We start from the raw sequence: 24,003 nt of genomic DNA, 5'->3' as shown, positions 1-24,003 counted from the left end.
ATCACACATCGGTCGACATGAAGGGAAGGGTCCGGATGACGCTCGCGCAGTTCATCGACGTGCTCCGGCACCGCTGGCTCTCGATCGCGGCCGTGCTGGTGCTGGCCACCGGGATCGCCGCCGCCGTGTCCGCCGTCCAACCCCCGCAGTACCGCGCGACGAGCGAGGTGTTCGTGTCCGTCGCCGGCGGCGCCTCGGTCGCCGACCTCAGCCAGGGCAACACCTTCTCGGCGGCGCGGGTCAAGTCGTACGAGGCCTTGGCCGTCACCCCGCAGGTCCTCGGGCAGGCGGCGAAACAGCTCGGACTCCCGCCCGGTTCCGGGCTTGGCCGAGTGGTCACCGCGACGTCGAAACGTGACACCGTGCTCATCTCGATCAGCGCGACCGACTCGTCCCCGACGCAGGCCGCGGCGATCGCCAACGCCGTGACCGACCAGCTCGTGAAGGTCGTCGACCGGGTCGAGCGGTCCGCGTCGGCGGCGAGCGACCTCGTGCACCTCAGCGTCTTCCAGCGCGCGACCGCGCCGAGCGCGCCGTTCGCACCGCGGCTCGCGGTGAACCTCGCCATCGGCATCCTCGCCGGACTCGCGCTCGGCGTCTCACAGGCCGTGCTGCGCGAAGTCCTCGACACCCGGCTCCGCTCGTTCGAGGCACTCCGCCGGCTCACCGACGCGAGCGTCCTCGGCGAGTTCGCGGTGGACGAGACGATCGCCAAGCAGCCGCTCGTCTCCGTGGACAACCGCTACAGCACGCGCGCAGAGGCGTTCCGGCAGCTCCGGACGCACCTGACCTACACGAACCTGGACGGCGACGCGCAGAGCATCGTCATCACGAGTGCGACCCCGGGCGAGGGCAAGTCGTCGACCGCGGTCAACCTGGCGCTCATGCTCGCGCAGAACGGCTCGAAGGTGATCCTCGTCGACGCCGACCTCCGACGTCCGACCACCGGAACCTACCTGGGGATCGAGAGTCGGGTCGGGCTGTCCACGGTGCTGACGCGTCAGGTCGATCTGGACGACGCCATCCAAGAGGTCGGGTCCGACAACCCGCTGCACGTCCTCGCCGCCGGCCGCGTCCCGCCGAACCCCAGCGAGCTCCTCAGCTCGAGCCGGATGGTCGCGCTCATCCGCGACCTCGAGTCCCGCTACGAGTACGTGATCGTCGATGCGCCGCCGATGCTCCCGGTGACCGACCCGGCAGTGCTCGGTGCGGTCTGTTCCGGCGTGCTGCTCGTGGTGAGCGTGAACGGCCAGACGAAGCGTGCCGACTTCACCGCGGCCGAGCGGACGGTGCAGCAGGTCGGCGCCCGGCTGCTCGGCCTCGTCGTCAACCGGCTCCCGGTGCAGCGGCGGGCGAAGACCTACTACAACTACGAGCCGTCCGCGCCACTCAGCGAGAGTCCTCGCCGCGCTTCCCGAGCCCGCCTCTCCTCAAAGGACCCACTATGACCCGATCCGACCGCCGTTCGCTCGTCTACCTGGGCTGGCAGGGGAACGCCAACTTCGGCGACGACCTGCTCCACGAGACCTGGCGCGCAGCCCTCGACGATCCGCTCGACATCGTGGCCCCGCTCAACGCTCGTGACTACCTCCGTGGGGCGGCCTCCTTCGCGCGCGACCGACTGCGCACCCGCCGAGCCGAGCGCGTCGTCCTGATCGGCGGCGGTACCACCGTCGGCTTCGCGGCGTGGGCGGAGCACGCACGGCTCGCTGCCCGGAACTACGGCGCGGCCGGGATCGTCGGCGTGGGACTCGGGGCAGCCGCCAGCTCGGACACGTACGCGCTCGATCGGCACCAGCAGGACTGGAAAGCCTGGCACGACCTCGACCGACTCCGGATCGCCGGTGTCCGCGGACCGATCACCGAACTCGAGGTCACGACGCACCTCGGCCCGGTCACGATCAGCGGCGATCCGGCGCTCCTCTACCCGCTCGTCCGGTCGGTGCAGCCCGCCGGCGCCCCAGGCGAGCGGCGGATCGGCGTGAGCCTCGGCTCGGACCCGACCTCGCGGTTCGACGTCGAGGCCGTGGCCACCGCGGTGGACGCGCACGCGCGTGCCACCGGAGCCGACCAGGTGGTGGCGTTCGCACTGTCCGTCCCCGATCAGTCGGTCGCACGGGCGCTGTCCGAACGACTCCGGACCCCGTCGGTCGTCCACGAGTACACCGACGTCGCCGAGACGATGTCGGTGATCGCCGGCTGCGACCTCGTCGTCTCCGAGCGCCTGCACGGTGCCGTCGCCGCGGTCTCCCTCGACGTCCCGACCGTGCCGCTGTCCTACGCATCGAAGTGCGACGACTTCTGGGCCAGCCTGACCGGCCACCCGGCACCGATCACCGTGGGGCACACCGCGGACGACCTCGTGCGCGCGATGCGGCAGGCGGACACTGTCCGATCGGCCATCACCGGAGCGGTGTTCGCGCAGCAGGAACGGCTCGAGGGCATCCGTCGTGAGCTGTCGGAATGGCGGCGCGGTGCGCGGTCGACGACGGCCCTCCTGGACCCGAGCGGGGCGTCCGCATGACCACCGCCCACACCTCGGAGCACCGGTTCCACCTGGTCATCTCGACGATCCGCCCACCCGAGCACATCGAACGTTGCCTCGAGTCCATCCGCCGCGCGAGCGTGCCCGTCTTCGTGACGGTCGTGGAACAGCGACCCGCACCCGATGCGCTCCCGTTCCTGCAGGACCTCATCGACGCCGGCCACGCCGAACACGTCCACGAGCCGGTGGTCCGCGGCGTGAGTCGTGGCCGCAACCGAGGTCTCGCGGTGCTGCGGGGGGACATCGTCGCGTTCCCGGACGATGACTGCTGGTTCGACGACGGCGTGCTCGAGCTGCTGTCCGAGCGCTTCGACGAACACCAGCTCGACGGCGCTGCGATCCCGTGCCGTGCCGCCGACGACAGCGGCACGATGCTGCGCTGGCAGCGCCGACCGAGCAGGGTGACGAGCTGGCGGGTCCCGCGGACGATCGTCGCGGCCGGCATCTTCCTGCGGCGGGAGCTGATCGAGCAGAACGGGGTGTTCGACGTCGCGCTCGGCACCGGTTCGGCGACCCCGTTCGGATCCGGGGAGGAGAACGACCTCGTCATCCGGGCGCTCCGTAACGGTGCGCGAATCGACTACATGCCGGACACGACGGTCCGCCACGGCGACTTCCGCCACGACGGCATGACGGACGAGACCTTGGCGAAGGTCCTGCGCTACAACCGTGGTTTCGGGCGGGTCCTCCGGAAGCACCGGCTGCGCGGACAGGCCGCGTACTGGATCGCACGGTCGGTGGCTGCCGTGTTCGTGGCCCGGGTGCGACGAGACCGCGACGGTCTGCGGTTCCAGCGGGCACAGCTCCATGGGCGATGGCAAGGCTGGCACGGACTCGACGACCACGGCGTCCGACACCCGTTCGACCCGACCACGACTCCGCGCGTCGCCTGACCCGACGTGCGGGACGACGGCCCCGCCGGAGCTCCGGCGGGGCCGTTCGGGGCTACTCGTCCCAGACGACGAACCGCGGGATCCACTTGGCGGACATGTCGAGCTTGCCGCCGGACCCGGTGATCGGCCGTTCCGATCCGGTGGGTTCCACGAGCCGTCCGGTCCCCCGGAGCGAGACCCGGACGGAGGTCGACCCGGACTGCGACGACGACTGCCAGACGATACGGGTGTGGTGCTTGCCGTCGGGCGAGGTGAACCGCATGTGCCGCACGGCACCGGACCGGTGCTCCGCCACGAACCGCTTGCCGGCCAGGACGCGTTGCATGGTCGCCCAACCGGCGGCCGAGGTCTTCGGTTCGTACCCACTGGCCGCGGTTCCGGTCAGTCCGAAGGTCCGGGCGAGGCCGTTCGGGTCGGCGAGTGTGGGTTCGGCCATCTCGAACAGGTACAACCGCTCGACGCCGTACCGCGCCGCGATGCCGTAGGTGCGCAGGATGTACGCGGTCTGGTCCTCGGGTTGAACCCACCCGGCACCGCCGAACCGCGTCGGCCACCCGACCTCGGTGATCCAGATGGGCAGCGGCGTCCCGTCGGCGCGCGGGTGCAGGTCGGCCGTCTTCCGGAGCCACGCGAGGGCGTCCTCGATGCACGGACTGGTCTCGACGCACGTCTCGGGCGCCCACGGATTGCTGTACGGGTGCACGCTGACGGCGTCGACGTGGTCTGCCCCACCGGCGGTGAACCAGTCGGCGAGCCAGGCACGCTCCTTCGCGGACACCGAGTTCTGGGTCGGTCCGACGATCGTGGCGGAGGGGTCCGCGTCACGGATGACCGCTGCCGTGACACTCGCGAGCGCGATGTACGCCGCCGGGGTGTCCGGCAGGGCTCCGTGGTTGTTCGTCCACTCGTTCCAGACCTCGTACGACAGGTCGGCGTCGGGGTGCCGCGCCCGCATGTGCGTGACGGCCTCGCGGACGTAGCGCTTCCATGCCGCGGCCTGAGCCGGCTTGGCCACGTCCGGCGGGACCATCGCGCCGCCGGTGTACGCGACGTGGCCGTAGTCGAGGACGAACAGCGGGCGGACGCCGCGGTCGCGCACGATCGGGTCGATCCGGGCGTCGACGGCGGCGAAGTCGAAGGTCCCGGCGACCTTCTCGACGGCGCTCCACTGCAGGTCCTGCCGGTAGGTGCCGGCGCCGAGGGCATCGAGCGTGGGGAGCGCGCCCGACACCGGGTTCACGCCCAGGCCGAAGTACGGGTCCTGGGCCGCGGGACCGGCGAGGGTCCGGAGGAAGCGGTAGGACGCGGTGGCACCACCGGGGGCGTTGACGGTCAGCCGGTAGGTGCCCGACGGGAGGTCCCGCGCGGGGTGCACCTCGACCGACTGGACGGCTGACCGCCCGGAGCCCGACTCGACGATGGTCCCCGTGGTGTCGTTGATCTTCCAGGAGACGTCGGCGGCACGTTCGACACCCCCGACCGTGAAGCGTGGCTGCTGGTCCGGCCCGAAGAGACCGCTGCCGCCGACCGGGCGGATCGTCGGCGCCACGGACGTCGGAGCCGCGGCTCGGGCGGCTCGGGACTCCGTCGGGTCCGACAGGACGGCGACGAGCGCGACCCCGGCGATCGCGGCGGCAGCGAGGCCGCGGTGACGACGGGACACGCGAGTTCGCGCGGTGCTACCAGGGGGAGGTGCGGTGAGGTGCATCCGGCCAGCCTGCGACAGGTCCGGGCGTTCGGAGTAATCCTCGGTATTCATGGCAGGTGCGAGGCGTACGAGTGATGCTCATGTGGAATACAACATGTGGAGAACTGGCCTCCGACACCACCCCGGCCGCAGTGTGGGGTGATGGCCATCTCGCGACCGACGTTCACCGGCATCCAGGTGCTGCGCTTCGTCGCCGCACTCCTGGTCGTCTGCTCCCACGTCCCGACCTACCTGCACGCACGACTCGACACATCCCCGGCGGACGTGCCGACCGGGCAGATCGGCGTCACGGTGTTCTTCGCGATCAGCGGGTTCGTGGCCGTCGTGGTCACGCGACGCATCCCGCAGCCGACCGCGTGGGGCTTCCTGCGCCGTCGACTCGTCCGGATCCTCCCGCTCGCGTGGACGGTGATGACGGTGAAGCTGCTCATGGTGGTGATCGCCCCGGCGACCCTCGAGCGCACGTCGACGTCCCCGACGTACATCGCGCTGTCGTACCTGTTCCTGCCGGGCCGCGGTCCGGACGCGGTCGTCGAGCCGTTCTACACGGTCACCTGGACGCTCTCCTTCGAACTGCTCTTCTACCTGGTCGTGACGATCGCCCTCGCCACCCGCACCGACCCGTTCCGACTCGCCGCCATCGTGTTCACCGGTCTGGCTGTCGCCTCCGCGTTCCGCGGGCCCGAAGGCTGGCCCACGTGGCAGTTCCACGCGAACCGGTTCGTCCTCTGCTTCCTGGTCGGGATGGCCGTCGGGGCCTGGGCGCTCGACCGGTCCACCCGAGTGCTCGTCGTCCGGCTCACAGCGATCGTCGCGCTCTGGCTCGCCGTCGGCGCGGTGGCGGGGGCGTCACTCCCGAGCCTCGCGCTGCTGCCGCTCGCGACGGTGGTCCTGCTGGTCACGGTGGCGAGCGAACCCCTGCTGGGCCGTCGGGTCGGCCCGGTCGGACGCACGCTCGGTGATGCCTCGTACGCGCTCTACCTGACGCACCCCATCGTCGCCCCGGCCACGGTCGCGGTCGTCGCCGCGGTCGTCTCGGGCGCCGCAGCGCCGGTGGTCGCCGCCATCGGAGCGCTGGTCGCGGCGGTTGCAGCCTCGGTCGTGGTGTGGTGGACGATCGACCGTCCCGCCACCCGGCTGCTGCAGCGCGGGCGCCGGGACCGGCGAACCCGGGGGCGTCGGGTGTCGGGCCGGTAGTGTCGAGCCGTGCGATGGAGTCGAGTGAACTGGCCGTCCGTGGGCTACGTCTCCCTCGAGGACTTCGACGGGCAGCGGGAACACGTCGCCCGGGTGCTCGAGGACGCTCCCCCGGCCGTCGCCGCGCTCCTGACCGTCAAGTGGACGGACTCCCGCATCGCGCGCTGGGACGTCGAGCACCCGGACCTCGAGCACCCGGACGACGACGATGACGACGACACCGCGACGACCGTCGACCTGCCGGGCCACGGCGTCCCCGACCCGGTCGTCGTGCACACCGAGGTCATCGTCCGCAACGACGAGGTGCTCGACACCCCCGACGGCCTGTGGCGCCGGTGGAACCACGCCAGGGTCACGCTCCGACTCCGCGACGCGGTGGTCGACCCACCGGGCACCGACCCCGCAGCACTGCTCGCCGGGGATGCCCACGTGCTGCGCGGTGAACTGGAGTACCTGCACGAACTCGACCAGTGGGAGCTCCGCCTGCTCGTGTCCCCGGTCGGCGAGGTCGCGATCCGCTTCCGGGGCGTCCGGGTCGCGATCCGCAGCGTGCCCGAGTCCGTCTACACGGAACTCGACGCGCGGCCGCCCCGCGGTTGGCACGGTCCGGTGCCGGACGGCTGGGTCGAGTACGCCACCGAGGTGGTGCGTGCCGCCGCGTACGGCGACCTGGGCGGGCTGCACCTGGCCGACGACGCGAGCGACGTCGACGACGTCGACCCGCGCTGGGGATTCGCCCCGCTGCACGCCGCCGCGTGGTTCGACCGGCCCGAGATGCTCGAGGAGCTCCTGCGTCGCGGTGCGTCGCTGCAGCTCACCGACACCGAGGGGCGGACGCCGCTGACGCTGGCGATCGACCGCGATGCGCGTCGGGCGATCAACGTGCTCGTGGCCGCGGGTGCCGACCTGGAGGCCCGGGACGCCGACGGCAACACCCCGATCGTCCGCGCCGCCTGGGGTGGCCACGCCGCGATCGTGCGGTCGCTCGCCGCCGCGGGTGCGGACACCAGGGCGCTCGGCTCACGGGGCGCGTCCCTGCTGATCGCCGCGGTCGACTCCGGTGACCTGGACACGGTGCGGTCCGTGCTCGCCCTCGACGTCGACGTGAACGCCGAGGACGACGAGGGCTCGACCGCCACCGCTCGCGCAGAACTGCTCCGCGACCGAGCGGTCGCGGAGCAGTTGGCGCACTACTACTCAGGGAGCTGATCGAGCGGGCGGGCTACTCCGCCGTCTCGAGGGCGTTCGCCTGGGCGACCCCGCCGTACCAGCGGGCCGACTCCTTCGGCGTGCGCTCGAACGTCTCGGGGTCCCACGAGACCAGGCCGAAGGTCGGCCGGAATCCGGACGCCCACTCGTAGTTGTCCAGGAGCGACCAGTGCTGGTAGCCGAGGACCTCGATGCCGTCCTCGATGCAGCGGTGGATGCCCTCGAGGGCGCCCTGCGTGTACGCCTGTCGACGGGTGTCGTCGGCGGTGGCGATGCCGTTCTCGGTGATCATCAGCGGGACGCCACCGGACAGCTCCCACGCACTGCGCAGCCCGTCGGCCGAGGCCTCCGGGTAGAACTCCCACCCGGTCAGGGTCGTCTCGACGTCGTCTGCGACCGGCAACGGCCCGTTCGGTCCGATGAACGTCCGGGTGTACGCCTGCACGCCGAGGAAGTCGTCGCCGGCGGCGTTCTCGAGGTACCAGTCGTCGCGCGGGTACCCGTACTCGCGGAGCATCGCGTCCGCGCCGGGCTCACCGTTCGACTTGAAGGCCTGGGTCGCGATGGTCCACCCGGACTGGAGGCCCGACACCTGTCCCAGCACCTCGCGCGACCGCTTGTGGCTGGCCAGCAGGGCGTCGGCGACACCGAGATCCGGGTTCGGCAGGCCGTACGCCACCAGGTTCGACGCGTCCTCGCCGCCGGCGAGCATCGCCGCGATGTTCGGCTCGTTGATCGTGCAGACGTACCGGACACCGTCGGACACCACGGGCAGCGCGGCTTCGGTGTATCGGGCGAACAGGTCGGCAGCGTCGGGTGCGCGCCAGAAGCCGTCTCGTTCGAACCAGCGGGGCACCGTGAAGTGCATGAGGGTCACGATCGGCTCGATGCCGAACTCGTGGCACGTCTCGACCATGCGGCGGTAGTGGTCGACCTCGGCGCGGCTGACGAACCCGCGCTCCGGCTCGATGCGCGCCCACTCGATGCTGAACCGGTACGAGTTCAGGCCGAGCTCGGCGGCGATCCGGATGTCCTCGCGGTAGCGGTGGTAGCTGTCCGCGGCGTCGCCGGACGGCTCGACGATGGTGGTGTCGGGCTCGTGCTCGTGCACCCACCAGTTCGAGTTGACGTTGTTGCCCTCGATCTGGTGCGCGGCGGTGGCGGCGCCCCAGAGGAAGCCCTTCGGGAAGTCGAGCGTGCTGATGACGGGGTCCTTTCAGTGGGCGTTCATGAACGCGTCGAAGACGGCGACGGTCCCGAGCGGGTTCTCGATCTGGGGGCCGTGGTAGCTCTCGGCGATCACCTCGTACGACGCACCGAGACGCGAGGCCATGTCCGCCTGCCACGGGATCGGCCAGGCGCCGTCCCAGACGCCGTGCGCGACGAGCACCGGCAGTCCGGTCGCGCGGAGTTCCTCGGTGGTGTCGGCGCGGTCCTCGAGGATCGCTGCGCCACCGAGCACGCTGAGCACGCTCGTGTGGTCGAAGCGCTCGCGGACCATCCGGGCGTCGTCGGGGAGCTCGGCGTCGGGGCGGCCGGCCCAGAGCGGGTTCTGCGCGTCGAACAGCGCACGGTTGGAGCACGTGTCGGCGACGATCGTCTTCTCCGCGGCCTTGCGGTACGACCAGCCGTGCGGGCCGGAGCAGAACATCGTCACGTCGCGGAACGACGTCGGGGAGGCGATCGCTGCGGCGCGGACGATCACGCCGCCGAGCGAGTGGCCGATGAGGTGCACCGGAGCGCCGTCGTCGAGCAGTTCGGCGACGCGGACGACGTCGGCGGCCTCCTGCTCGAGCGTGTACGCCGTGCGGTCGTCGGGCGAGACCGAGTCGGCCTGTCCACGGCGGCTGATCGCCACCGCCGACCACCCGGCGTCGCGGAGGAGCGGCAGGAACGTGCGCCAGTCCTCCTTCGAGCCGGTGTACCCGGGGACGATGAGCACGACACCCTTCGACACTCCGGACGGCACGATCCGGCACGCGGTGAGGCGGCCGATCGGCAGGTCGATCCCGACGACGTCCACGCCGTCCGGCGTCGGCAGGTGGCCGAACGCCGGCACCGCCGGGAAGTCGTGCAGCGTCGTCACAGCCGGCCCCGCTCACCGACCGAGCTCGCAGGCTCGCTCGGCACTGGCGTCGCGGCGCCGCTTCGCGACGCTCCCAGCTCCAGCGTGCGGCGGGGGTTCGGCACGGCGTCGAGCAGGGCGATCGTGTACGGGTCCTGCGGGTTCTGCAGCACCTCGGCGGTGCGGCCCCGCTCGACCACGGCACCCTCGTGGAGCACCATCATGTCGTCGGTGATGAGGCGCGCGCTGAGCAGGTCGTGCGTGATGTAGAGCAGCGAGACGCCCCACTGCTCACGCAGGTCCTCGAGCAGGGCGAGCACACCGGCGCGCAACGTCACGTCGAGCATCGAGACCGGCTCGTCGGCGATGATCACCTGCGGGTCGGATGCGAGTGCCCTGGCGATGACGACGCGCTGCCGCTGTCCGCCGGAGAGCTGGTGCGGGAGTTTCTGCGCGAACTGCTCGACCGGGGTCAGGCCCACGGTCTCGAGGAGCTCGAGCACGCGGCGCCGGGCATCCTGACCCTTCAGCTCCGTGTAGTTCGCGATCGGGCGGGACAGCGTGTACTCCACCGTGTGCAGCGGGTTGAGCGCCGCGTACGGGTCCTGGAACACCATCTGCACCTCGGAGCGGAGGTCCCGCAGGCCGCGCTTGCCCAGGCGTGCGACGTCGAGGTCGCCGAACCGGACGGTACCGGTCGTCGGCTTCTCGACCCCGGTCAGGAGCTTCGCGATGGTCGACTTGCCCGAACCGGACTGACCGACCAGGGCGAGCGACTGCCCCGGCTCGAGGGTGAACGACACGTCGCGCACCGCCTGCACGGGCTGCTCGCCGCGGCGCGGAGCCGGGTAGGTCTTCACGATGTTCGAGACGACGATCGGGTTCTTCGCCGCCGAGCGCTCACGCGAGCCGACGGTGCTGAACGACGACGTGGTCTCCTGGCGCTTCTCGCCGGAGGCAGCACGTTGCGACCGGTCCGGGAACCCGGGCAGCGACACGACCTCCGCGCGCGGGTCGGCGTAGTGCGAGAGCAGCATCTGCGTGTACTCGTCCTGCGGGTTGCGCAGGAGCTCCTTCGAGCCGCCGTCCTCGACGATGCGGCCCTCGTGCATGACGAGCACGCGCTCGGTGGCCTCGAGCACGATGCCGAGGTCGTGGCTGATCAGGATCGCCGTGAAGCCCTCTGCCTGCTGCAGCTCGATGATTGTGTCCATGACGGCGTGCTGCACGAGCACGTCGAGTGCCGTGGTCGGCTCGTCGAACACCATGAGCTGCGGTTCGAGCGACAGGGCCAGGGCGATCGAGACGCGCTGCCGCATGCCGCCGGAGAGTTCCCCCGGGAACCGGGCGAGCATCGACGTCGGCAGCTTCACCTTCTCGATGAGCTCCTTCATCCGGGCGTCCCACCGGTCGCGCGACACGTGGCCGTGCGCCTTGAAGATGTCGATGAAGTGGTTCCGGACGGTGCGCACCGGGTTGAGCGCGTTCATGCCGGACTGCAGCACCATCGCGAAGCCGCCCTGGCGCTGCTGCCGGAGCGCTTCCTCGTCGAGGTCACGGATGTCGTGGCCGTTGAAGACGATGCTGCCGCCGTTGGTGCGCGCCGGCGGCTTCTGCAGACGCGTCAGCGCGTAGCCGAGCGTCGACTTGCCCGAACCGGACTCGCCGACCAGGCCGACGAACTCGCCCTTCCGAAGCTGGAACGACACGTGGTCGACGGCTTGGACGGCCGTCTGGCCGGCCGATTCGTACACGACCGACAGGTCGCGGACGTCCAGCAGGACGCCCTGGGCGTCACCACCGTCGGACGGGAGGCCCGTGGCGGCGCCGTCCCGCACCTCCAGGCCGTCATCTGCGTACGTTCGCGAGCCGCTCATGCGGTCGCCTCCTTGCGCTTCGGGCGCGCGCCTTCGCGCAGCCGCGGGTTGGACACGGCGTCGACGCCGAAGTTGATCAGGGTGAGGCTCATCGCGAGCAGCGCGATGCAGAGGCCGGGGGCGAAGAGCAGGATCCACTGGCCGGTGAGCAGTGCGTTGGAGTTCTGCGCCCAGTAGAGGATCGTGCCCCAGCTGACGATCGACGAGTCGCCGAGCCCGAGGAACTCGAGGCCGGCCTCGGCCAGGATCGCGCTCGTGGCCGCCCCGAAGAACGAGCCGACGATGAGCGAGGTCATGTTCGGCAGGATCTCGCGGAACACGATGCGGGTCGCACCGTCACCGGAGAACTGCGCGGCCGTCACGAAGTCGCGACCGCGCAGGGACTGCGTCTGGCTGCGCAGGACGCGTGCGCCCCAGGCCCAGCCGGTGACGACGATGACCGCGATGATGACCGCGATGCCGCCGTTCTGCAGGTACGCCGCGATGACGATCATCAGGGGCAGGCCCGGGATGACCAGGAACAGGTTCACGATGAAGCCGATGACCTCGCCGATCCACCCGCGGACGTAGCCCCAGCTGAGGCCGATCGCGACGGCGACGAGCGTGGACAGGATGCCCGCGACCGCGCCGACCATCACGGAGATCCGTGCGCCGTAGATGATCTGGGACAGGACGTCCTCGCCGGCGGCGGTGGTGCCCATCCAGTGGTCGGCGGTCGCGTCTGCGGAGCGGGCGAACCCGTTCTGGCTGGCGCCGTACGGGGCCAGGAGCGGCGCGAAGATCGCGACCAGCACGAACACCGCGAGGATGATGATGCCGATCCGGGCCTTCGAGTTCGACCAGACGACGCCGAACTGCCGGGCGATGCTGCGCCAGCGGCTCGGGGCCTGCTGCTCGTCCTGGGTCCGGACGGCGACGGTTGCGTTGGGGGTGCTCGTGTTGGTCATCGACGCGTCCTCGGGTCCAGGACGCCGTACATGACGTCCACGATGAAGTTGGCGATGAGCACCGACACGGTGATCATCAGGAAGAGGGCCTGCATCAGCGGGTAGTCCTGCCCGATGACGGCGTTGAACAGCAGGTAGCCGATGCCGGGGTAGCCGAAGACCTGCTCGACCAGCACCGAACCGCCGACCACGCCACCGAGTGCCAGACCGAAGCCGGTCAGGTTCGGCAGGATCGCGTTCCGCGCCGCGTACCGCACGGCCACGGTGCGGCCGCGAAGACCGTTCGCCTCGGCGAAGGTCACGTAGTCGTCACCGAGCGTGTTGATCATCGCGTTGCGCATGCCGATGATCCAGCCGCCGAGGCTCGTCACCAGGATCGTGACCGCGGGCAGCACCGCGTGCTGCAGGGCATCGGCTGCGAACGCTCCGTTGAGCCCCGGGGTGGTGGTCGCCGAGTAGGCACCCGTGGTCGGGAACCAGTGCAGCACGTAGCCGAGGAAGAACAGCAGGAGCAGGGCGGTCCAGAAGTACGGGAACGTCGACATGAACGACCCCGACAGCGTCGGGAGCGAGTCCAGCCAGGTGCCGCGCTTCCACGCCGCCGCGACGCCGATCAGGGTGCCGAGGACGAACGCGAGGATCGTGACGACGCCGACCAGGATGAGCGTGTACGGCAGGGCCTTCGACACGAGGTCGCCGACCGGCTGCGGGTAGAACGTGTAGCTCACCCCGAAGTCGAGCGTGACGACCTGGTGCAGGTAGTTGACGTACTGGTCCCACAGGTTGCCCGTGGGGACGCCGAGCTGGGCCTCGATGGCCTTCTTGGTGGCTTCGGTGACGGGGCCGTTCTGGCTGAGCTTCGCCAGCGCGGCGTCCGACGGGCTGCCCGGCATCAGGCGTGGGAGCACGAAGTTCAGCGTGACCGCGGCCCAGAGGGTCAGGACGAAGAGGACGAGTTTCTGGAGGATGTACTTCACTTCTGGTCCTCTTGCTGCTTCAGGATCTCCTGGCCGGCTGCGCTGTCCCGGAGCCGGAGCTTCGAGAAAATGAGCAGCGGCGCGGAGTCGTAGTTCTGCGGGGCCATGTACGGGTCCTCGGCGCTGGGCCAACCGACGAACTTGCCGGTGTTGAACAGCCCCCAGAGCCCGCCGTAGTACATGCCGATCACGGGCAGGTCGTCGTACACGATCTCCTGCAGCTGGTTGAGGATCTCCTGCTGCTTCGCCGTGTCCGTCGTCGCCTTGTACTCGTCGAGGAGCTTCTGGGTGTCGGCGTTCTTGTAGCGCTCGTAGTTGTTCACCGTCGACTTGCCGACCGGCTGGTAGAAGTCGCTGCTGAGCAGGGAGTTGAACGCCTGGTAGACGTCACCGTTGCCCATGCCGCCCATCGCCATGTCGAAGGTGCCGTTGTTGATGTTCTGCTGGTACCCGGCGGGCTGCGGTGCCTGGATCGTCACCTTCACGCCGATGGCCGTCAGGTCGCGACGGACCTCCTGCGCGGCGCGGAGCCAGTCCGAGTAGCCGTTCGCGGTCATGATGGTGATGGACAGCTGCTTGCCGTCCTTCATGATCTTGCCGCCCTGCTCGGTCCAGCCGGACTTCGCGAACGCGGCCTTCGCAGCGTCGACGTCCTGCGTGATCATGCCCTTGTCCGGGATGTCCGGGTTGAGGTACTGCTCCTGGTTCGGCAGGATCAGGCCGGTCTGGCCCGCTGCCGCCAGGTTGCCCTCGGACGCGGTCTCGGCGATGTCGTCACGGTTCAGCGCGAGCGAGATGCCCTTGCGGACGTTGACGTCGTTGTACGGCGCCTTCGTCAGGTTCGGGATGAGGCCGATCACACCACCGGCCGGGAACCACCATTGGTTCGTCCCCGACGCGGCACCCCAGGTGCCCTTGACGTCCGAGATGAACGCGTACGCCCAGTCGTAGCCGCGGGTGACGGTGTCGAGCTGCGTGTTCGTCGCCGGCAGGATGAGGTGCTTGATGGCGATCTTGTCGGCCTGCCAGTACGTCGGGTTCTTGTCCATCGAGTACTGCTGGTCGGTGTAGTTGCCGAGCACGAACGGACCGGTGCCGACCGGGTTCGGGTCGCGGAACGTCGTGGGGTCCTTCACGCCGCCCCAGTGCTGCTCACCGAGGATGTACGTCGCGCCGATGATGTTCAGGCTCGGCACATCGTCGCTCTTGAGGTGGAAGACGACGTGGTCGCCGTCCACCTCGATGCTCTTGATGTGCTGCCAGGCGCCCTTGACGTCCATCGCCGGGAACTTCTTCAGCAGGTCGAACGTGAAGACGACGTCCTTCGCCGAGAACGGAGAGCCGTCGGACCACTCGACGCCCTGGCGGATCGTCATGTCGATCGTGCTGGCGTCCGGCTGGCTCCACTTGCTGGCGAGCCACGGGGTGCCCTTGCCGTCGAGGGGGTTGATCTCGATGAGCGGCTCGTACATCCACTTGGAGGCCGTGCGGGCGTTCGCGATGTACGGGTTGAAGTTGCGGTCGAACAGCGGGTTGCCGTGGTCCGCGTTGATGAGCATCGTGTCCTTGCCGATCGTGGGATCGGGTTCGGACCGGACCTGGATGCTGCAGCCGGTGGCCATGAGGGCCACGGCTGCGAGCCCGGCGATCGCCGCGACGAGGCGTCCGCGTCGTCGGGTGCTGCCGGGGCGCGTTCCGGGAGCGCGGGTCCCGGGGTCGCGCTTGCCGCGCGTGCGCTGTGGGGGAAGCGTCATTGCTCGGTCGACCTCCGTGTCGAATCGGTACTGCGCCAATGTATGCGCTTACATCGCGTCGCGCAACACCGGGGTTCTTTGCCGGGGCGGTACGCAGGCGCGGACGGCAGCAGCGAGCGTCGCACGGTGCGAGGAGCGTCGCGCATGGTGCGAGGTTCCGTTCTCGGTGCGAGATCGCCAGGCTCGCACCGAGCACGCAACCTCGCACGGGACACCTGCGGCCCGCACGGTGCGAGGCGCGGCGCCTCGCACGGGTCACCTGCGGCCCGCACGGTGCGAGGCGCGGCCGCACCGCGCGCCGCACGACCGCTCGTCACAGCGCCGGCGGGCAGCTCTCGCGCAGCAGCACCTCGACCGGCAGCCGGACGGCGCGCGGCGGCCCCTCGCGGTGGTCCAGCCGGTCGACGATCGCCCGCACCGCCGCACGCCCGAGCTCCCCCATCGGCTGGTGCACGGTGGTGAGCCGCGGCGACGAGAACCGCCCGGCGTCGATGCCGTCGAACCCGGTGACGACGACGTCCTCGGGCACGCGCAGGCCCCGGGCGGTGGCGGCGTCGAGCACCCCGAGCGCCGACTGGTCGTTCGAGCACACGATGGCCCGGGGCACCTCGTCCGCCAGCAGCGTCGCCGCCAGCTCGCGCGCCCGCGCCCGGCCGAAGTCACCGTGCACCACCCGGACCGACGACGCCGGCACCCCGTGGTCCGCCAACGCCGACCGGAAGCCCGTCGAGCGCTCCATGTCGTCCGGCGAGTCGATCGGCCCAGCGACGTACGCGAGCGACCGGATGCCGAGCCGCCCGATCACGTGCGACGCGAGCGTCCGCATGCCGGCGCTGTTGTCCACGCTCACGGAGTCGAACCCGTGCGAGCGCCGGTCGTCGGCGAGCACCACGACCGGGATCCGACGGGCGACGTGCTCGAGCAGGTCGTCCGGCACGGTCTGTGCGAGCACGGCGAGGCCGTCCACCCGGCCGGCGACGTCGTTGACGATCACGTCGCGCGAGGACCCACGACCGGCGGCGACCATGAGCGCGAGTCCGCGCTGCCAGGCCTCGGTCTCGGCACCCCGCAGGACCTCGTCGAAGTACAGGTTCGAGGAGAACGGCTGCGTCACGTGTCGGCGGTCGTCGACCACGCGGACGCCCCCGTCGGTGACCAGGTCCGGCCGTTCGTCGGGCACCACGTCGAACCCGGGCAGCAGCAGTCCGACGACGCCGGTGCGCTTGCCGGCGAGGGCTCGTGCGTTGCCGGAGGGGACGTAGCCGAGGCTGCGGATCGCCGCCTGGACGCGGTCCCGGGTGCCCTCGCGGACGGCGTCCGGCGTGCGGAGCACGCGCGAGACGGTCGCGATCGAGACGTTCGCGGCACTGGCCACGTCGTAGACCGTGGGAGGTGCGGTACGTGGTGCAGCCAAGCCGTGCCTCCCGTCCGACGTCCGCTGGTGCGCACCGGGGCGGCGCGGCCGCACCATCCTAGGCATGCTCTCCCTCGGCACTTTTCCACATGTGACGCCGGGGCCTTGCGGCGACGGAAGCGAGCGCGCGACACTGTCACGACCTCAGTACGTCCCGTGAGGAAGCGCACCGGCGGGCAGGATGCCCGCGCACACCACGATGCCCACACGCAGGGGAAGGACACCGACATGTCACAGGCGACACGATCCGGAAGCAAGCTGGCGAACCGCGCGAGCCACGACGAGGCCGAGGTGCGCGACGCGCTGCTCGAGCGCACCGACGGCGGCGGTTCGACGTTCGACCAGCTCGACGCGACGGAGGAGCGCGCGGACCGCCCGTAGCGGGTCACGCCCGGAATCGACCGGGCGACGGCCAGGAGGCGCGGACCGGCAGTTGCTGTCGGGTCACGCCTCCTGGCCGTCGCGTCCAGGGCCCTTCGCGTCACGGCGGACCGGGTCACGCCCCGCGCGTCCGACGGCTCGAGTCCCGTCAGGTCACGCGGTTCGCGTCAGCGCTCGGTGGCCCCGACGATCGTCATGCCCGCGCCGCGCAGTCGGCGGCGTTCCTGGGCGATCCAGCCGAGCAGGCGGTCGTTCGTCCCGGCGACGTGCGCTGCGACGAGCTCGGCCGCACGGTCGGCGTCGCCGTCGCGCACGGCGTCGATGATGGCGCTGTGCTCGTCCCATGCGGCGTCGCGGGCCTCGGGCGTGCGCACCTCGATCCACCGGGTGCGCTCGAGACGGGTCAGGGCATCGGCGATCGCGTCGGTGATGAACCGGTTGCCGCCGAGCGCCGCCAGGTCGAGGTGGAACGTCGAGCCCATCCGGATGCCGGCCTGCTGGTCGGGCGTTGGGCGCAGGGCGTCGAGGTGCCCACGGACCTCGGCGAGCTGTTCGGCGCTCGCCCGCTCGACCGCCAGTCGGGCGGCGGCGGGTTCGAGCACGCCCCGGAGTTCGGCGAGCGAGGCGATCTCGTCGAGGTCGATCGGGGTGACCGTCCACGAGCGACCCTCGTGCAGGATGAGGCCCTCGCGCTCGAGCCGCGACAGTGCGGCACGGACGGGGGTCCGCGAGGCGTGGAACCGCGCTTCGAGACCGCGCTCCGAGATGCGCTCGCCCGGCGCGATGTCGAGCGTCAGGATCGCGGCACGCAGGTTGTCGTAGAGCTGGGCCGTCTGCGACACCGGGGTTGCATCGGTCGTGTCGGTCACGGCCAACAACTCTAGCGGGGACGCGGTCGGAATGGTATACCGTTGTGGTATACCAACTGCTTCCGACATGGGACGATGCGAGCCACCACGATGACCGCGACCGCCGCACCACCGACGCCCACCACGATCGGCCGCAGAGCGTGGGCGATGCTCGCGCTCGGGGTCGCCGCGCAGGCCGCCGGGACCCTCGTGGTGACGGCTCCCGCTCTGCTCATCCCGTACCTGCACGCGAACGGCACGTCCCTGACCGTGGCGGGCGTGCTCGCCGCCGCGCCGACGTTCGGCATGGTCCTGACGCTCATCGCCTGGGGCGCGATCACCGACCGGATCGGCGAACGGATCGTGATCGCCGGCGGACTCGTGCTGACGACGCTCGCGGTGGTCGGGGCCTGGCTCGCCGCGGGAGACCCGGTCCTGCTCGGGCTGGCGTTCCTGCTGGGCGGCATGACGAGCGCGTCGACGAACGCCGCGAGCGGCCGGGTCGTCGTCGGGTGGTTCCCGAAGGAGCGGCGCGGGCTCGCGATGGGCATCCGGCAGATGTCGCAGCCGCTCGGGGTCACGCTCGCGGCGGTCACGGTGCCACAGCTCGCCGAGGGGTCCGGGATCCGCGCGGCCCTCGTCCTGCCGATCGTCCTCTGCGCCGTGCTCGCGGTGCTCTGCGCCGTCGGCATCCAGAACCCGCCCCGACCGGCACGGCACACGGCCCCGGCCGAGGCGACGGCGAACCCGTACCGGGCGAGCGGGTTCCTCTGGCGGATCCACGTGGTGTCGATCCTGCTCGTGGTGCCGCAGTTCACCCTGTCGACCTACGGGCTGGTGTGGCTCGTCGGACTGGGCTGGTCGACGGCCGCGGCCGGGCTGCTCGTCGGCGCGTCGCAGTTCGTCGGGGCGATCGGACGGATCCTCGTCGGGGTGTGGAGCGACCGCGCCGGCTCGCGGGTCGGACCGCTGCGGATCGTCGTGGTGAGCGCCGCCGTCGTGATGGGGCTGCTCGCGATCGTCGACGTCACCCACCTGGCGGCCGGGGCCGTGTTCCTGGTCATCGCGACGAGTGTCACCGTGGCGGACAACGGCCTGGCCTACACGGCGGTCGCCGAGGCCGCCGGGCCCTTCTGGTCCGGCCGGGCACTCGGCACGCAGAACACCGGGCAGTTCATCGCGGCGAGCGCCGTCGGTCCGGGTGTCGGCGCCCTGGTCACCGCACTCGGGTTCGCGGCGTCGTTCGGCATCGTGGCCGTCCTGCCCCTGCTGGCCCTGCCGCTGGTCCCGCGCGCGGACCGGTCGCACGACTGACCCGCGCGGGGTCGGGGCGCCGAGGTTCCACGACTCGCCGCATGCGGTTCGCCGAGGTTCCAGCGAGCCGCGGCGCGAGCCCCGAGATGCCGAGATTTCGGAACCTCGGGGCGCGCACTCCCGGGGGGCGAGAGAGAGCAGCCGCTACGCGGGGACCACCGGACCGACGGGCCAGCGGAGCAGCGCGGCGGCGGGAGCACCGCCGGGCAGCGACGCGGCGTTGACGAGCACGAGCTCGGCGTCGGTCAGCACCGCGGCCCGCACCAGCGCGCACACCGCCGGGACCGCGCCGATGACCGGCGTCCCGGCGGCCTGCTCCGGTGCGGTGGCGACCCACGGCGCCCCGGCGAGCGCGAGCAGTGTCCGGTCACCGATGGCCACGGCGTCGAGCGCGACGGTCGCGCCCTGGGCCTGCTGCAGCGCCTCGACGACGGGTCCGAGGCCGGTGACGACCTGGTTGTCGCCCCGGCCGCTGTGGGTCCGGAGCGCGTCCTCCAGGTCGTGCCGCCGGGTGGCGACGACGCGGGCGAGTGCGGTCTCGACGTGCTCGACGAACGCCTGCTTCGAGCCGGCGTCGGCGCGCGGGTCGCCCGGGAACACCGAGACGAGTGCACGGGTCTCGGACGAGAGCGCCTTCACCAGCAGCTCGCGCGCGGTGACGTCACCGGCGACGACGACGAGTCCGGGGCGGATCGTCCGAACGGCCTCGTCGACGGCGGCAGCGGTCTCCGACGAGTTCTGCTTCCAGATCTCCTCGGTGTGCTGCTGCCAGTGCGGCTGCTTCCACCCGGTGCCGGCCTTGGCGTAGTGCAGGGTGTCGTTCCGGCCCGCCACCTGCTGCTCGGCCGCGTCGGCCGCGACCGGGGCGTGGCCGAGGCGGTAGGCGCGGAACGCCCCGCCCTCCTTGCCGGCGTGGACCACCAGGAACGGCAGGTCGACGGGACGGTGGGCGACGAGCGGCACCAGGTCCGGCACGGCTCCGACGCCGACGGACTCCGATCCGTGCAGCGGCCCGGGCAGGACCTCGCTCAACACGACCTCGCCGTCGTGCACGAGCACGTACCGGGTGACGGGTGAGGGGACACCGGGCTCCTGCTCGAACTCACCGGCGACGGCGTCGACGACCTCGTCGGACGCACCCTGTGCCCGGAGCCCCTCCTCGACACCGCGGAGCTTGAGCGCCGCCTGTCGTCGGGGATCCTCGACGTTGCCGGAGACGTCGGCGTAGGCCCAGGCCCAGGTGCCGCCGCCCTCCAGTCGCTCTCCCAGGATCCGGTGCAGTTCGCTCGTCGCGTTGGTCGACGTCATGGCAGCTCCTCTCGGACGGTTGCCGGAGCCGATGAGCCCCGGCGCTCTCACGTGCGACCACACTCCACCTCGCCGCCACCGGGCGTCCACAGTCGGGAGCGAACACCCAGGCGCGAATCTGCAACGACGCTCGGTTTTGTGGTTGGCTGAGCTGGACCCCGAATCGACGACGAACCGGAGTGCGGCAATGACGCCACGACCACGACCCATCTCCAGACGACAACTCCTGGGCTTCGGCATCGGCACGGCGGCGGCAGGGCTGCTCGCCGGCTGCGCGGTCCCCGGTTCCACCAACGTGAACAAGGCCGCCCTCGTGCCGGCCGCCGCGTCGGGCGAGACCGTCCAGCTCACCTACTGGGCCTGGTTGAAGGACCTGCAGAAGGTCTGCGACGTTTGGAACAAGACGCACCCGAACATCCAGGTGTCGGCGAACTGGATCCCCGGCGGCAACAGCGGCGGGTACCAGAAGATGTACTCCGCGCTGGCGGCCGGCGGCGGTCCGGACATCGGTCAGGTCGAGCTCCGGCAGATCCCCGAGTTCATGCTCGCCAACGGTCTCGTCGACCTCGCCCGCTACGGCGCGAAGGACTTCGAGTCGAAGTACGACGAAGCCGCGTGGGCGCAGGTGTCCTTCGTGGACGGCGTCTACGGCATCCCGCAGGACACCGGCCCCATGGGCTTCTACTACCAGACCGCCCTGCTCGAGCAGGCCGGCGGCGAACCCCCGACGACGTGGGACGAGTGGCGCGACCTGGCCGAGAAGGTCCGGAAGACCGGCAAGCAGAACTACCTCGAGGTGTTCCCGGTGTCCGACGCGTCGCCGTTCGCCGCGTACGCGCAGCAGGCCGGCGCCCGCTGGTTCAAGGTCGACGGTGACGAGTGGGTCGTCGACATGACCGACGACAAGACCCTGATGGTGGCGGACTTCTTCGACGGGGTCATCGACGACGAGCTCGTCGACACCAGCGCCGGTGCGTACTCCCCCGGCTGGTACGCCTCGGCCGCGAGCGGCAAGATCGCCGCGGTCACGAGCGCGAGCTGGGGCGACGCCCTGATCGAGTCCGTGCAGGGCGGCGAGGGCAAGTGGAAGGTCGCCCCGATGCAGAAGTGGGGCGCCGACGGCTTCGGCTCGAGCGCCATCGGCGGTTCGACGGCAGCGGTCCTGGCCAACGCGAAGCACCCGAGGGAAGCGCTCGAGTTCATCACCTGGATGACCACCTCGAAGGAGGGCATCGACGCGATGATCAAGTACTGCGGCATCGGCTGGTCGCCCGCGGTCGACTACATCGGCAAGCAGCGCGAGCAGCCGTCGAAGTGGTTCTCCGGCCAGAACTACAACGAGGACGTCTTCGTGCCGGCCTCGAAGGAGCAGAACATCGACTGGTCGTGGTCCCCCGTGACCCAGTCGGCGTTCACGAGCCTGCAGAACCAGTTCCGCCGCAAGCTCACCTCCGGCCTCAAGCTCTCCGACGCGGTGGAACTCGCGCAGCGGGAGATCGTCCAGTCCTTCAAGGACAAGGGCCTCAGCGTCAGGACGGCACGATGAGCCAGCAGACCAGCACGCGACCCGCCTTCCGCACGAGCACGAAGGCCACGAGTGCGCAGAAGCGTGCTCCGTGGATCCTGCTCGCGCCGTTCCTGGCCCTGTTCCTGCTGACGTTCATCATCCCCATCATCAGTGCCCTGTTCCAGTCGTTCACGACCGTCGACCGCGAGGGTCTGTTCGGCGAGGACGGCGTCGTCGGCAAGTTCGCCGGCTTCGACAACTACGCGATCGCCCTGCAGGACTCCGGCTTCGTCGCCTCGATCGGCCGCATGTTGCTCTTCGGCATCGTGCAGGTCCCGGTGATGATCATCGCCTGCACGATCCTGGCGCTGCTGCTCGAGTCGGCGAGCGCCCGCTGGCCGGGCTTCTTCCGCGCGATCTACTTCATGCCGTACGGCGTCCCCGGCGTCATCGCGACGATCCTGTGGTCGTTCCTGTACGTGCCCGGCCTGTCGCCGATCGTGTCGCTGCTGCAGTCGATGGGGCTGCAGCCGGACTTCCTCGGCGCGAACAGCGTGCTGTGGTCGATCGCGAACATCGTCACGTGGACCTACACGGGCTACAACATGCTCATCATCGTGGCGCAGCTGAAGTCGATCCCCGGCGAGGTCTACGAGGCCGCGAAGATGGACGGCGCCGGCCCGTTCCAGGTCGCGTGGCGGATCCAGATCCCGCTCATCGCCCCGGCCCTGGTGCTCACGACGGTGTTCTCGATCATCGGCACGCTGCAGCTCTTCGCGGAGCCGCAGATCCTGTCCACGGTCGCCCCGGCGATCGACACCGAGTACACGCCGAACTACGCCGCCTACACGAACGCGTTCGCGTTCAACGAGTACGGCGTCGCGAGTGCGCAGGCGGTCATCATCGCGCTGGCCGCGTTCATCCTGTCGTTCGCGTTCCTCGCGTTGACGAACCGCGCGCCGAAGGACGAACGCGACCGGCGCAAGCGCGCCAAGCGTGACGGCCAGGAGGCCCGCACCGCGCTCCAGACGCGTGCTGCGGCGGGCAGCACGGGTACCTCCCAAGCCGCACCGGGCCTCCAGGCCAGGTCCGGTCTGCAGAACGGAACGAAGGGGGCGGACGCATGACCAGCGAAGCCATCGAAGCGCCGGCCACGGCGAAGACCGCCGTCCCCGTGGACACCACGTCGATCTCGGCGCACCAGCGCCGCAAGCTCGACCGGTCCCCGCGCTCGCAGATCGTGGTGACGGGCATCCTCGTCATCGTCGCGCTGTACTTCCTCGTCCCGCTGTACTGGGTCGTCATCGCCGCGACGAAGACCACCGGCGCGCTGTTCTCGACGAACGGGTTCTGGTTCGGCGGCGAGTTCGCGCTGTGGAGCAACCTGCAGCAGGTGTTCACCTACGACGGCGGCATCTTCGTCCGCTGGATCGCGAACAGCATCCTGTACTCCGGCGTCGGTGCGGTCCTGGCGACCTACTTCGCCGCGGCCGGCGGGTATGCCCTGGCGAAGTACGACTTCAAGGGTCGGCAGTTCGTGTTCGGCACGATCCTCGGCGGCGTGCTCGTGCCGGGGACCGCGACGGCGCTGCCGCTGTTCCTGCTGTTCTCGACGCTGGGCCTGACCGACACCTACTGGAGCGTGCTCATCCCGAGCCTCGTCTCCCCGTTCGGCTTGTTCCTGTGCCGCGTGTACGCCGCTGCGTCGGTGGACACCACGCTCCTCGAGCAGGCACGCATCGACGGCGCCAGCGAGCTCCGGATCTTCCACACCGTCGTGCTCCGCCAGATGACCCCGGCTCTGGTGACCGTGTTCCTCTTCCAGGTCGTCGGCATCTGGAACAACTTCTTCCTGCCGCTCATCATGCTGGCAGACCAGAAGCTGTACCCGATCACACTGGGGTTGAACAACTGGCGCTCGCAGGTCGACCGCCTGCCGGAGTTCTACCAGCTCACCACCGGCGGGGTGCTCGTCTCGGTCATCCCGCTCGTCATCGCCATCATCGTCCTGCAGCGCTTCTGGCGCGGGGGCCTCACGGAAGGATCGGTCAAGGGTTGA

The 24,003-nt window shown here is 70.5% G+C and carries 19 protein-coding genes and 1 pseudogene; 10 read left to right on the top strand and 10 right to left on the bottom strand.

The annotated features are described in order from the left end of the window. The first annotated feature begins 35 nt into the window (after nt 1-35). Genes DEJ14_RS02455 through DEJ14_RS02445 form a run of 3 tightly spaced genes read left to right on the top strand, consistent with a single transcriptional unit; the run spans nt 36 to nt 3,438 of the window. Nucleotides 36-1,448 (top strand): tyrosine-protein kinase domain-containing protein, encoded by a 1,413-nt coding sequence (locus DEJ14_RS02455; protein WP_181437536.1) that lies wholly within the window; start codon nt 36-38, stop codon nt 1,446-1,448. Beyond that, nucleotides 1,445-2,524: a polysaccharide pyruvyl transferase family protein gene (locus DEJ14_RS02450; RefSeq protein WP_111085440.1), complete on the top strand. Its 1,080-nt coding sequence runs from the start codon at nt 1,445-1,447 to the stop codon at nt 2,522-2,524. The genes DEJ14_RS02455 and DEJ14_RS02450 overlap by 4 nt, the downstream gene beginning before the upstream one ends. Further along, nucleotides 2,521-3,438, top strand: a complete 918-nt coding sequence (locus DEJ14_RS02445; RefSeq protein ID WP_181437535.1) for a glycosyltransferase family 2 protein — start codon at nt 2,521-2,523, stop codon at nt 3,436-3,438. The genes DEJ14_RS02450 and DEJ14_RS02445 overlap by 4 nt, the downstream gene beginning before the upstream one ends. A gap of 52 nt (nt 3,439-3,490) precedes the next feature. On the opposite strand, the gene DEJ14_RS02440 is transcribed toward DEJ14_RS02445, so the two are convergent. Continuing rightward, nucleotides 3,491-5,101: a GH39 family glycosyl hydrolase gene (locus DEJ14_RS02440; RefSeq protein WP_181437534.1), complete on the bottom strand. Its 1,611-nt coding sequence runs from the start codon at nt 5,099-5,101 to the stop codon at nt 3,491-3,493. Nucleotides 5,102-5,287: 186 nt separating this feature from the next. Here DEJ14_RS02440 and DEJ14_RS02435 point away from each other — a divergent pair, with 186 nt between their 5' ends. Both DEJ14_RS02435 and DEJ14_RS02430 read left to right on the top strand, forming a co-directional pair. Next, complete coding sequence (locus DEJ14_RS02435) at nt 5,288-6,343, top strand: acyltransferase family protein (RefSeq protein ID WP_111085437.1); 1,056 nt, start codon at nt 5,288-5,290, stop codon at nt 6,341-6,343. A gap of 9 nt (nt 6,344-6,352) precedes the next feature. After that, a complete protein-coding gene (locus tag DEJ14_RS02430) occupies nt 6,353-7,552 on the top strand; it encodes an ankyrin repeat domain-containing protein (protein ID WP_146249753.1) in 1,200 nt (399 codons plus the stop codon). A 13-nt stretch (nt 7,553-7,565) separates the two neighbouring features. Here the strand turns inward: DEJ14_RS02430 and DEJ14_RS02425 are convergent, their stop codons facing one another. From DEJ14_RS02425 to DEJ14_RS02395, 7 genes are all read right to left on the bottom strand, one after another. Beyond that, the gene (locus DEJ14_RS02425; RefSeq protein WP_111085435.1) at nt 7,566-8,756 is read right to left on the bottom strand and encodes a glycoside hydrolase family 1 protein; all 1,191 of its coding nucleotides are present in this window, start codon (nt 8,754-8,756) and stop codon (nt 7,566-7,568) included. 12 nt (nt 8,757-8,768) lie between these two features. After that, nucleotides 8,769-9,638 carry an alpha/beta fold hydrolase gene (locus DEJ14_RS02420; RefSeq protein WP_111085434.1) on the bottom strand — a complete coding sequence of 290 codons (870 nt, stop codon included), beginning with the start codon at nt 9,636-9,638 and terminating at the stop codon, nt 8,769-8,771. Continuing rightward, nucleotides 9,635-11,494: an ABC transporter ATP-binding protein gene (locus DEJ14_RS02415; protein ID WP_258373276.1), complete on the bottom strand. Its 1,860-nt coding sequence runs from the start codon at nt 11,492-11,494 to the stop codon at nt 9,635-9,637. The genes DEJ14_RS02420 and DEJ14_RS02415 overlap by 4 nt, the downstream gene beginning before the upstream one ends. After that, a complete protein-coding gene (locus tag DEJ14_RS02410; protein WP_111085433.1) occupies nt 11,491-12,441 on the bottom strand; it encodes an ABC transporter permease in 951 nt (316 codons plus the stop codon). Before DEJ14_RS02410 ends, DEJ14_RS02415 begins: the two co-directional genes overlap by 4 nt. Beyond that, entirely contained in the window at nt 12,438-13,418 is a 981-nt protein-coding gene (locus DEJ14_RS02405; protein ID WP_111085432.1) for an ABC transporter permease, read from the bottom strand. Before DEJ14_RS02405 ends, DEJ14_RS02410 begins: the two co-directional genes overlap by 4 nt. After that, on the bottom strand, nt 13,415-15,172 hold the full coding sequence (locus DEJ14_RS02400) for an ABC transporter substrate-binding protein (protein WP_258373275.1): 1,758 nt from the start codon (nt 15,170-15,172) through the stop codon (nt 13,415-13,417). Before DEJ14_RS02400 ends, DEJ14_RS02405 begins: the two co-directional genes overlap by 4 nt. Nucleotides 15,173-15,485: 313 nt before the next feature. Then, nucleotides 15,486-16,547, bottom strand: coding sequence for a LacI family DNA-binding transcriptional regulator (locus DEJ14_RS02395; RefSeq protein ID WP_258373274.1), 1,062 nt, complete (start codon nt 16,545-16,547; stop codon nt 15,486-15,488). 267 nt (nt 16,548-16,814) lie between these two features. On the opposite strand from DEJ14_RS02395, the gene DEJ14_RS02390 reads away from it, so the two are divergent. After that, entirely contained in the window at nt 16,815-16,967 is a 153-nt protein-coding gene (locus tag DEJ14_RS02390; RefSeq protein ID WP_159570996.1) for a hypothetical protein, read from the top strand. 167 nt (nt 16,968-17,134) lie between these two features. Here the strand turns inward: DEJ14_RS02390 and DEJ14_RS02385 are convergent, their stop codons facing one another. Beyond that, a complete protein-coding gene (locus DEJ14_RS02385; protein WP_258373273.1) occupies nt 17,135-17,836 on the bottom strand; it encodes a GntR family transcriptional regulator in 702 nt (233 codons plus the stop codon). Between the two features lie 75 nt (nt 17,837-17,911). Here DEJ14_RS02385 and DEJ14_RS02380 point away from each other — a divergent pair, with 75 nt between their 5' ends. Further along, a complete protein-coding gene (locus DEJ14_RS02380; RefSeq protein ID WP_284180173.1) occupies nt 17,912-19,129 on the top strand; it encodes an MFS transporter in 1,218 nt (405 codons plus the stop codon). Nucleotides 19,130-19,273: 144 nt separating this feature from the next. Here DEJ14_RS02380 and DEJ14_RS02375 read toward each other — a convergent pair whose 3' ends face one another. Further along, a complete protein-coding gene (locus DEJ14_RS02375) occupies nt 19,274-20,437 on the bottom strand; it encodes a baeRF2 domain-containing protein (protein WP_111085428.1) in 1,164 nt (387 codons plus the stop codon). Nucleotides 20,438-20,624: 187 nt separating this feature from the next. On the opposite strand from DEJ14_RS02375, the gene DEJ14_RS02370 reads away from it, so the two are divergent. The 3 genes and pseudogenes from DEJ14_RS02370 to DEJ14_RS02360 all read left to right on the top strand — a co-directional run bounded on the left by DEJ14_RS02370 (nt 20,625) and on the right by DEJ14_RS02360 (nt 24,003). Next, complete coding sequence (locus DEJ14_RS02370) at nt 20,625-21,983, top strand: ABC transporter substrate-binding protein (RefSeq protein ID WP_111085427.1); 1,359 nt, start codon at nt 20,625-20,627, stop codon at nt 21,981-21,983. Further along, nucleotides 21,980-22,900 (top strand): annotated as a pseudogene (locus tag DEJ14_RS02365) (carbohydrate ABC transporter permease); the annotation flags it as partial. The gene DEJ14_RS02370 and the pseudogene DEJ14_RS02365, both read left to right, overlap by 4 nt. A gap of 167 nt (nt 22,901-23,067) precedes the next feature. Then, complete coding sequence (locus DEJ14_RS02360; protein WP_111085425.1) at nt 23,068-24,003, top strand: carbohydrate ABC transporter permease; 936 nt, start codon at nt 23,068-23,070, stop codon at nt 24,001-24,003.

This window comes from Curtobacterium sp. MCJR17_020, from assembly GCF_003234365.2.
Taxonomy (GTDB): Bacteria; Actinomycetota; Actinomycetes; order Actinomycetales; family Microbacteriaceae; genus Curtobacterium.
Note: the sequence above shows the minus strand (reverse complement) of the source record. Positions and strands in the feature narration are given on the sequence as shown.

What these genes read in the sequence shown, in the direction of transcription:
- DEJ14_RS02455 (WP_181437536.1), top strand. Translation starts at nt 36, where the DNA reads ATGACGCTCGCGCAGTTCATCGACGTGCTCCGGCACCGCTGGCTCTCG.
- DEJ14_RS02450 (WP_111085440.1), top strand. Translation starts at nt 1,445, where the DNA reads ATGACCCGATCCGACCGCCGTTCGCTCGTCTACCTGGGCTGGCAGGGG.
- DEJ14_RS02445 (WP_181437535.1), top strand. Translation starts at nt 2,521, where the DNA reads ATGACCACCGCCCACACCTCGGAGCACCGGTTCCACCTGGTCATCTCG.
- DEJ14_RS02435 (WP_111085437.1), top strand. Translation starts at nt 5,288, where the DNA reads ATGGCCATCTCGCGACCGACGTTCACCGGCATCCAGGTGCTGCGCTTC.
- DEJ14_RS02415 (WP_258373276.1), bottom strand. Translation starts at nt 11,494, where the DNA reads ATGAGCGGCTCGCGAACGTACGCAGATGACGGCCTGGAGGTGCGGGAC.
- DEJ14_RS02410 (WP_111085433.1), bottom strand. Translation starts at nt 12,441, where the DNA reads ATGACCAACACGAGCACCCCCAACGCAACCGTCGCCGTCCGGACCCAG.
- DEJ14_RS02400 (WP_258373275.1), bottom strand. Translation starts at nt 15,172, where the DNA reads ATGACGCTTCCCCCACAGCGCACGCGCGGCAAGCGCGACCCCGGGACC.
- DEJ14_RS02390 (WP_159570996.1), top strand. Translation starts at nt 16,815, where the DNA reads ATGTCACAGGCGACACGATCCGGAAGCAAGCTGGCGAACCGCGCGAGC.
- DEJ14_RS02380 (WP_284180173.1), top strand. Translation starts at nt 17,912, where the DNA reads ATGCGAGCCACCACGATGACCGCGACCGCCGCACCACCGACGCCCACC.
- DEJ14_RS02375 (WP_111085428.1), bottom strand. Translation starts at nt 20,437, where the DNA reads ATGACGTCGACCAACGCGACGAGCGAACTGCACCGGATCCTGGGAGAG.
- DEJ14_RS02370 (WP_111085427.1), top strand. Translation starts at nt 20,625, where the DNA reads ATGACGCCACGACCACGACCCATCTCCAGACGACAACTCCTGGGCTTC.
- DEJ14_RS02360 (WP_111085425.1), top strand. Translation starts at nt 23,068, where the DNA reads ATGACCAGCGAAGCCATCGAAGCGCCGGCCACGGCGAAGACCGCCGTC.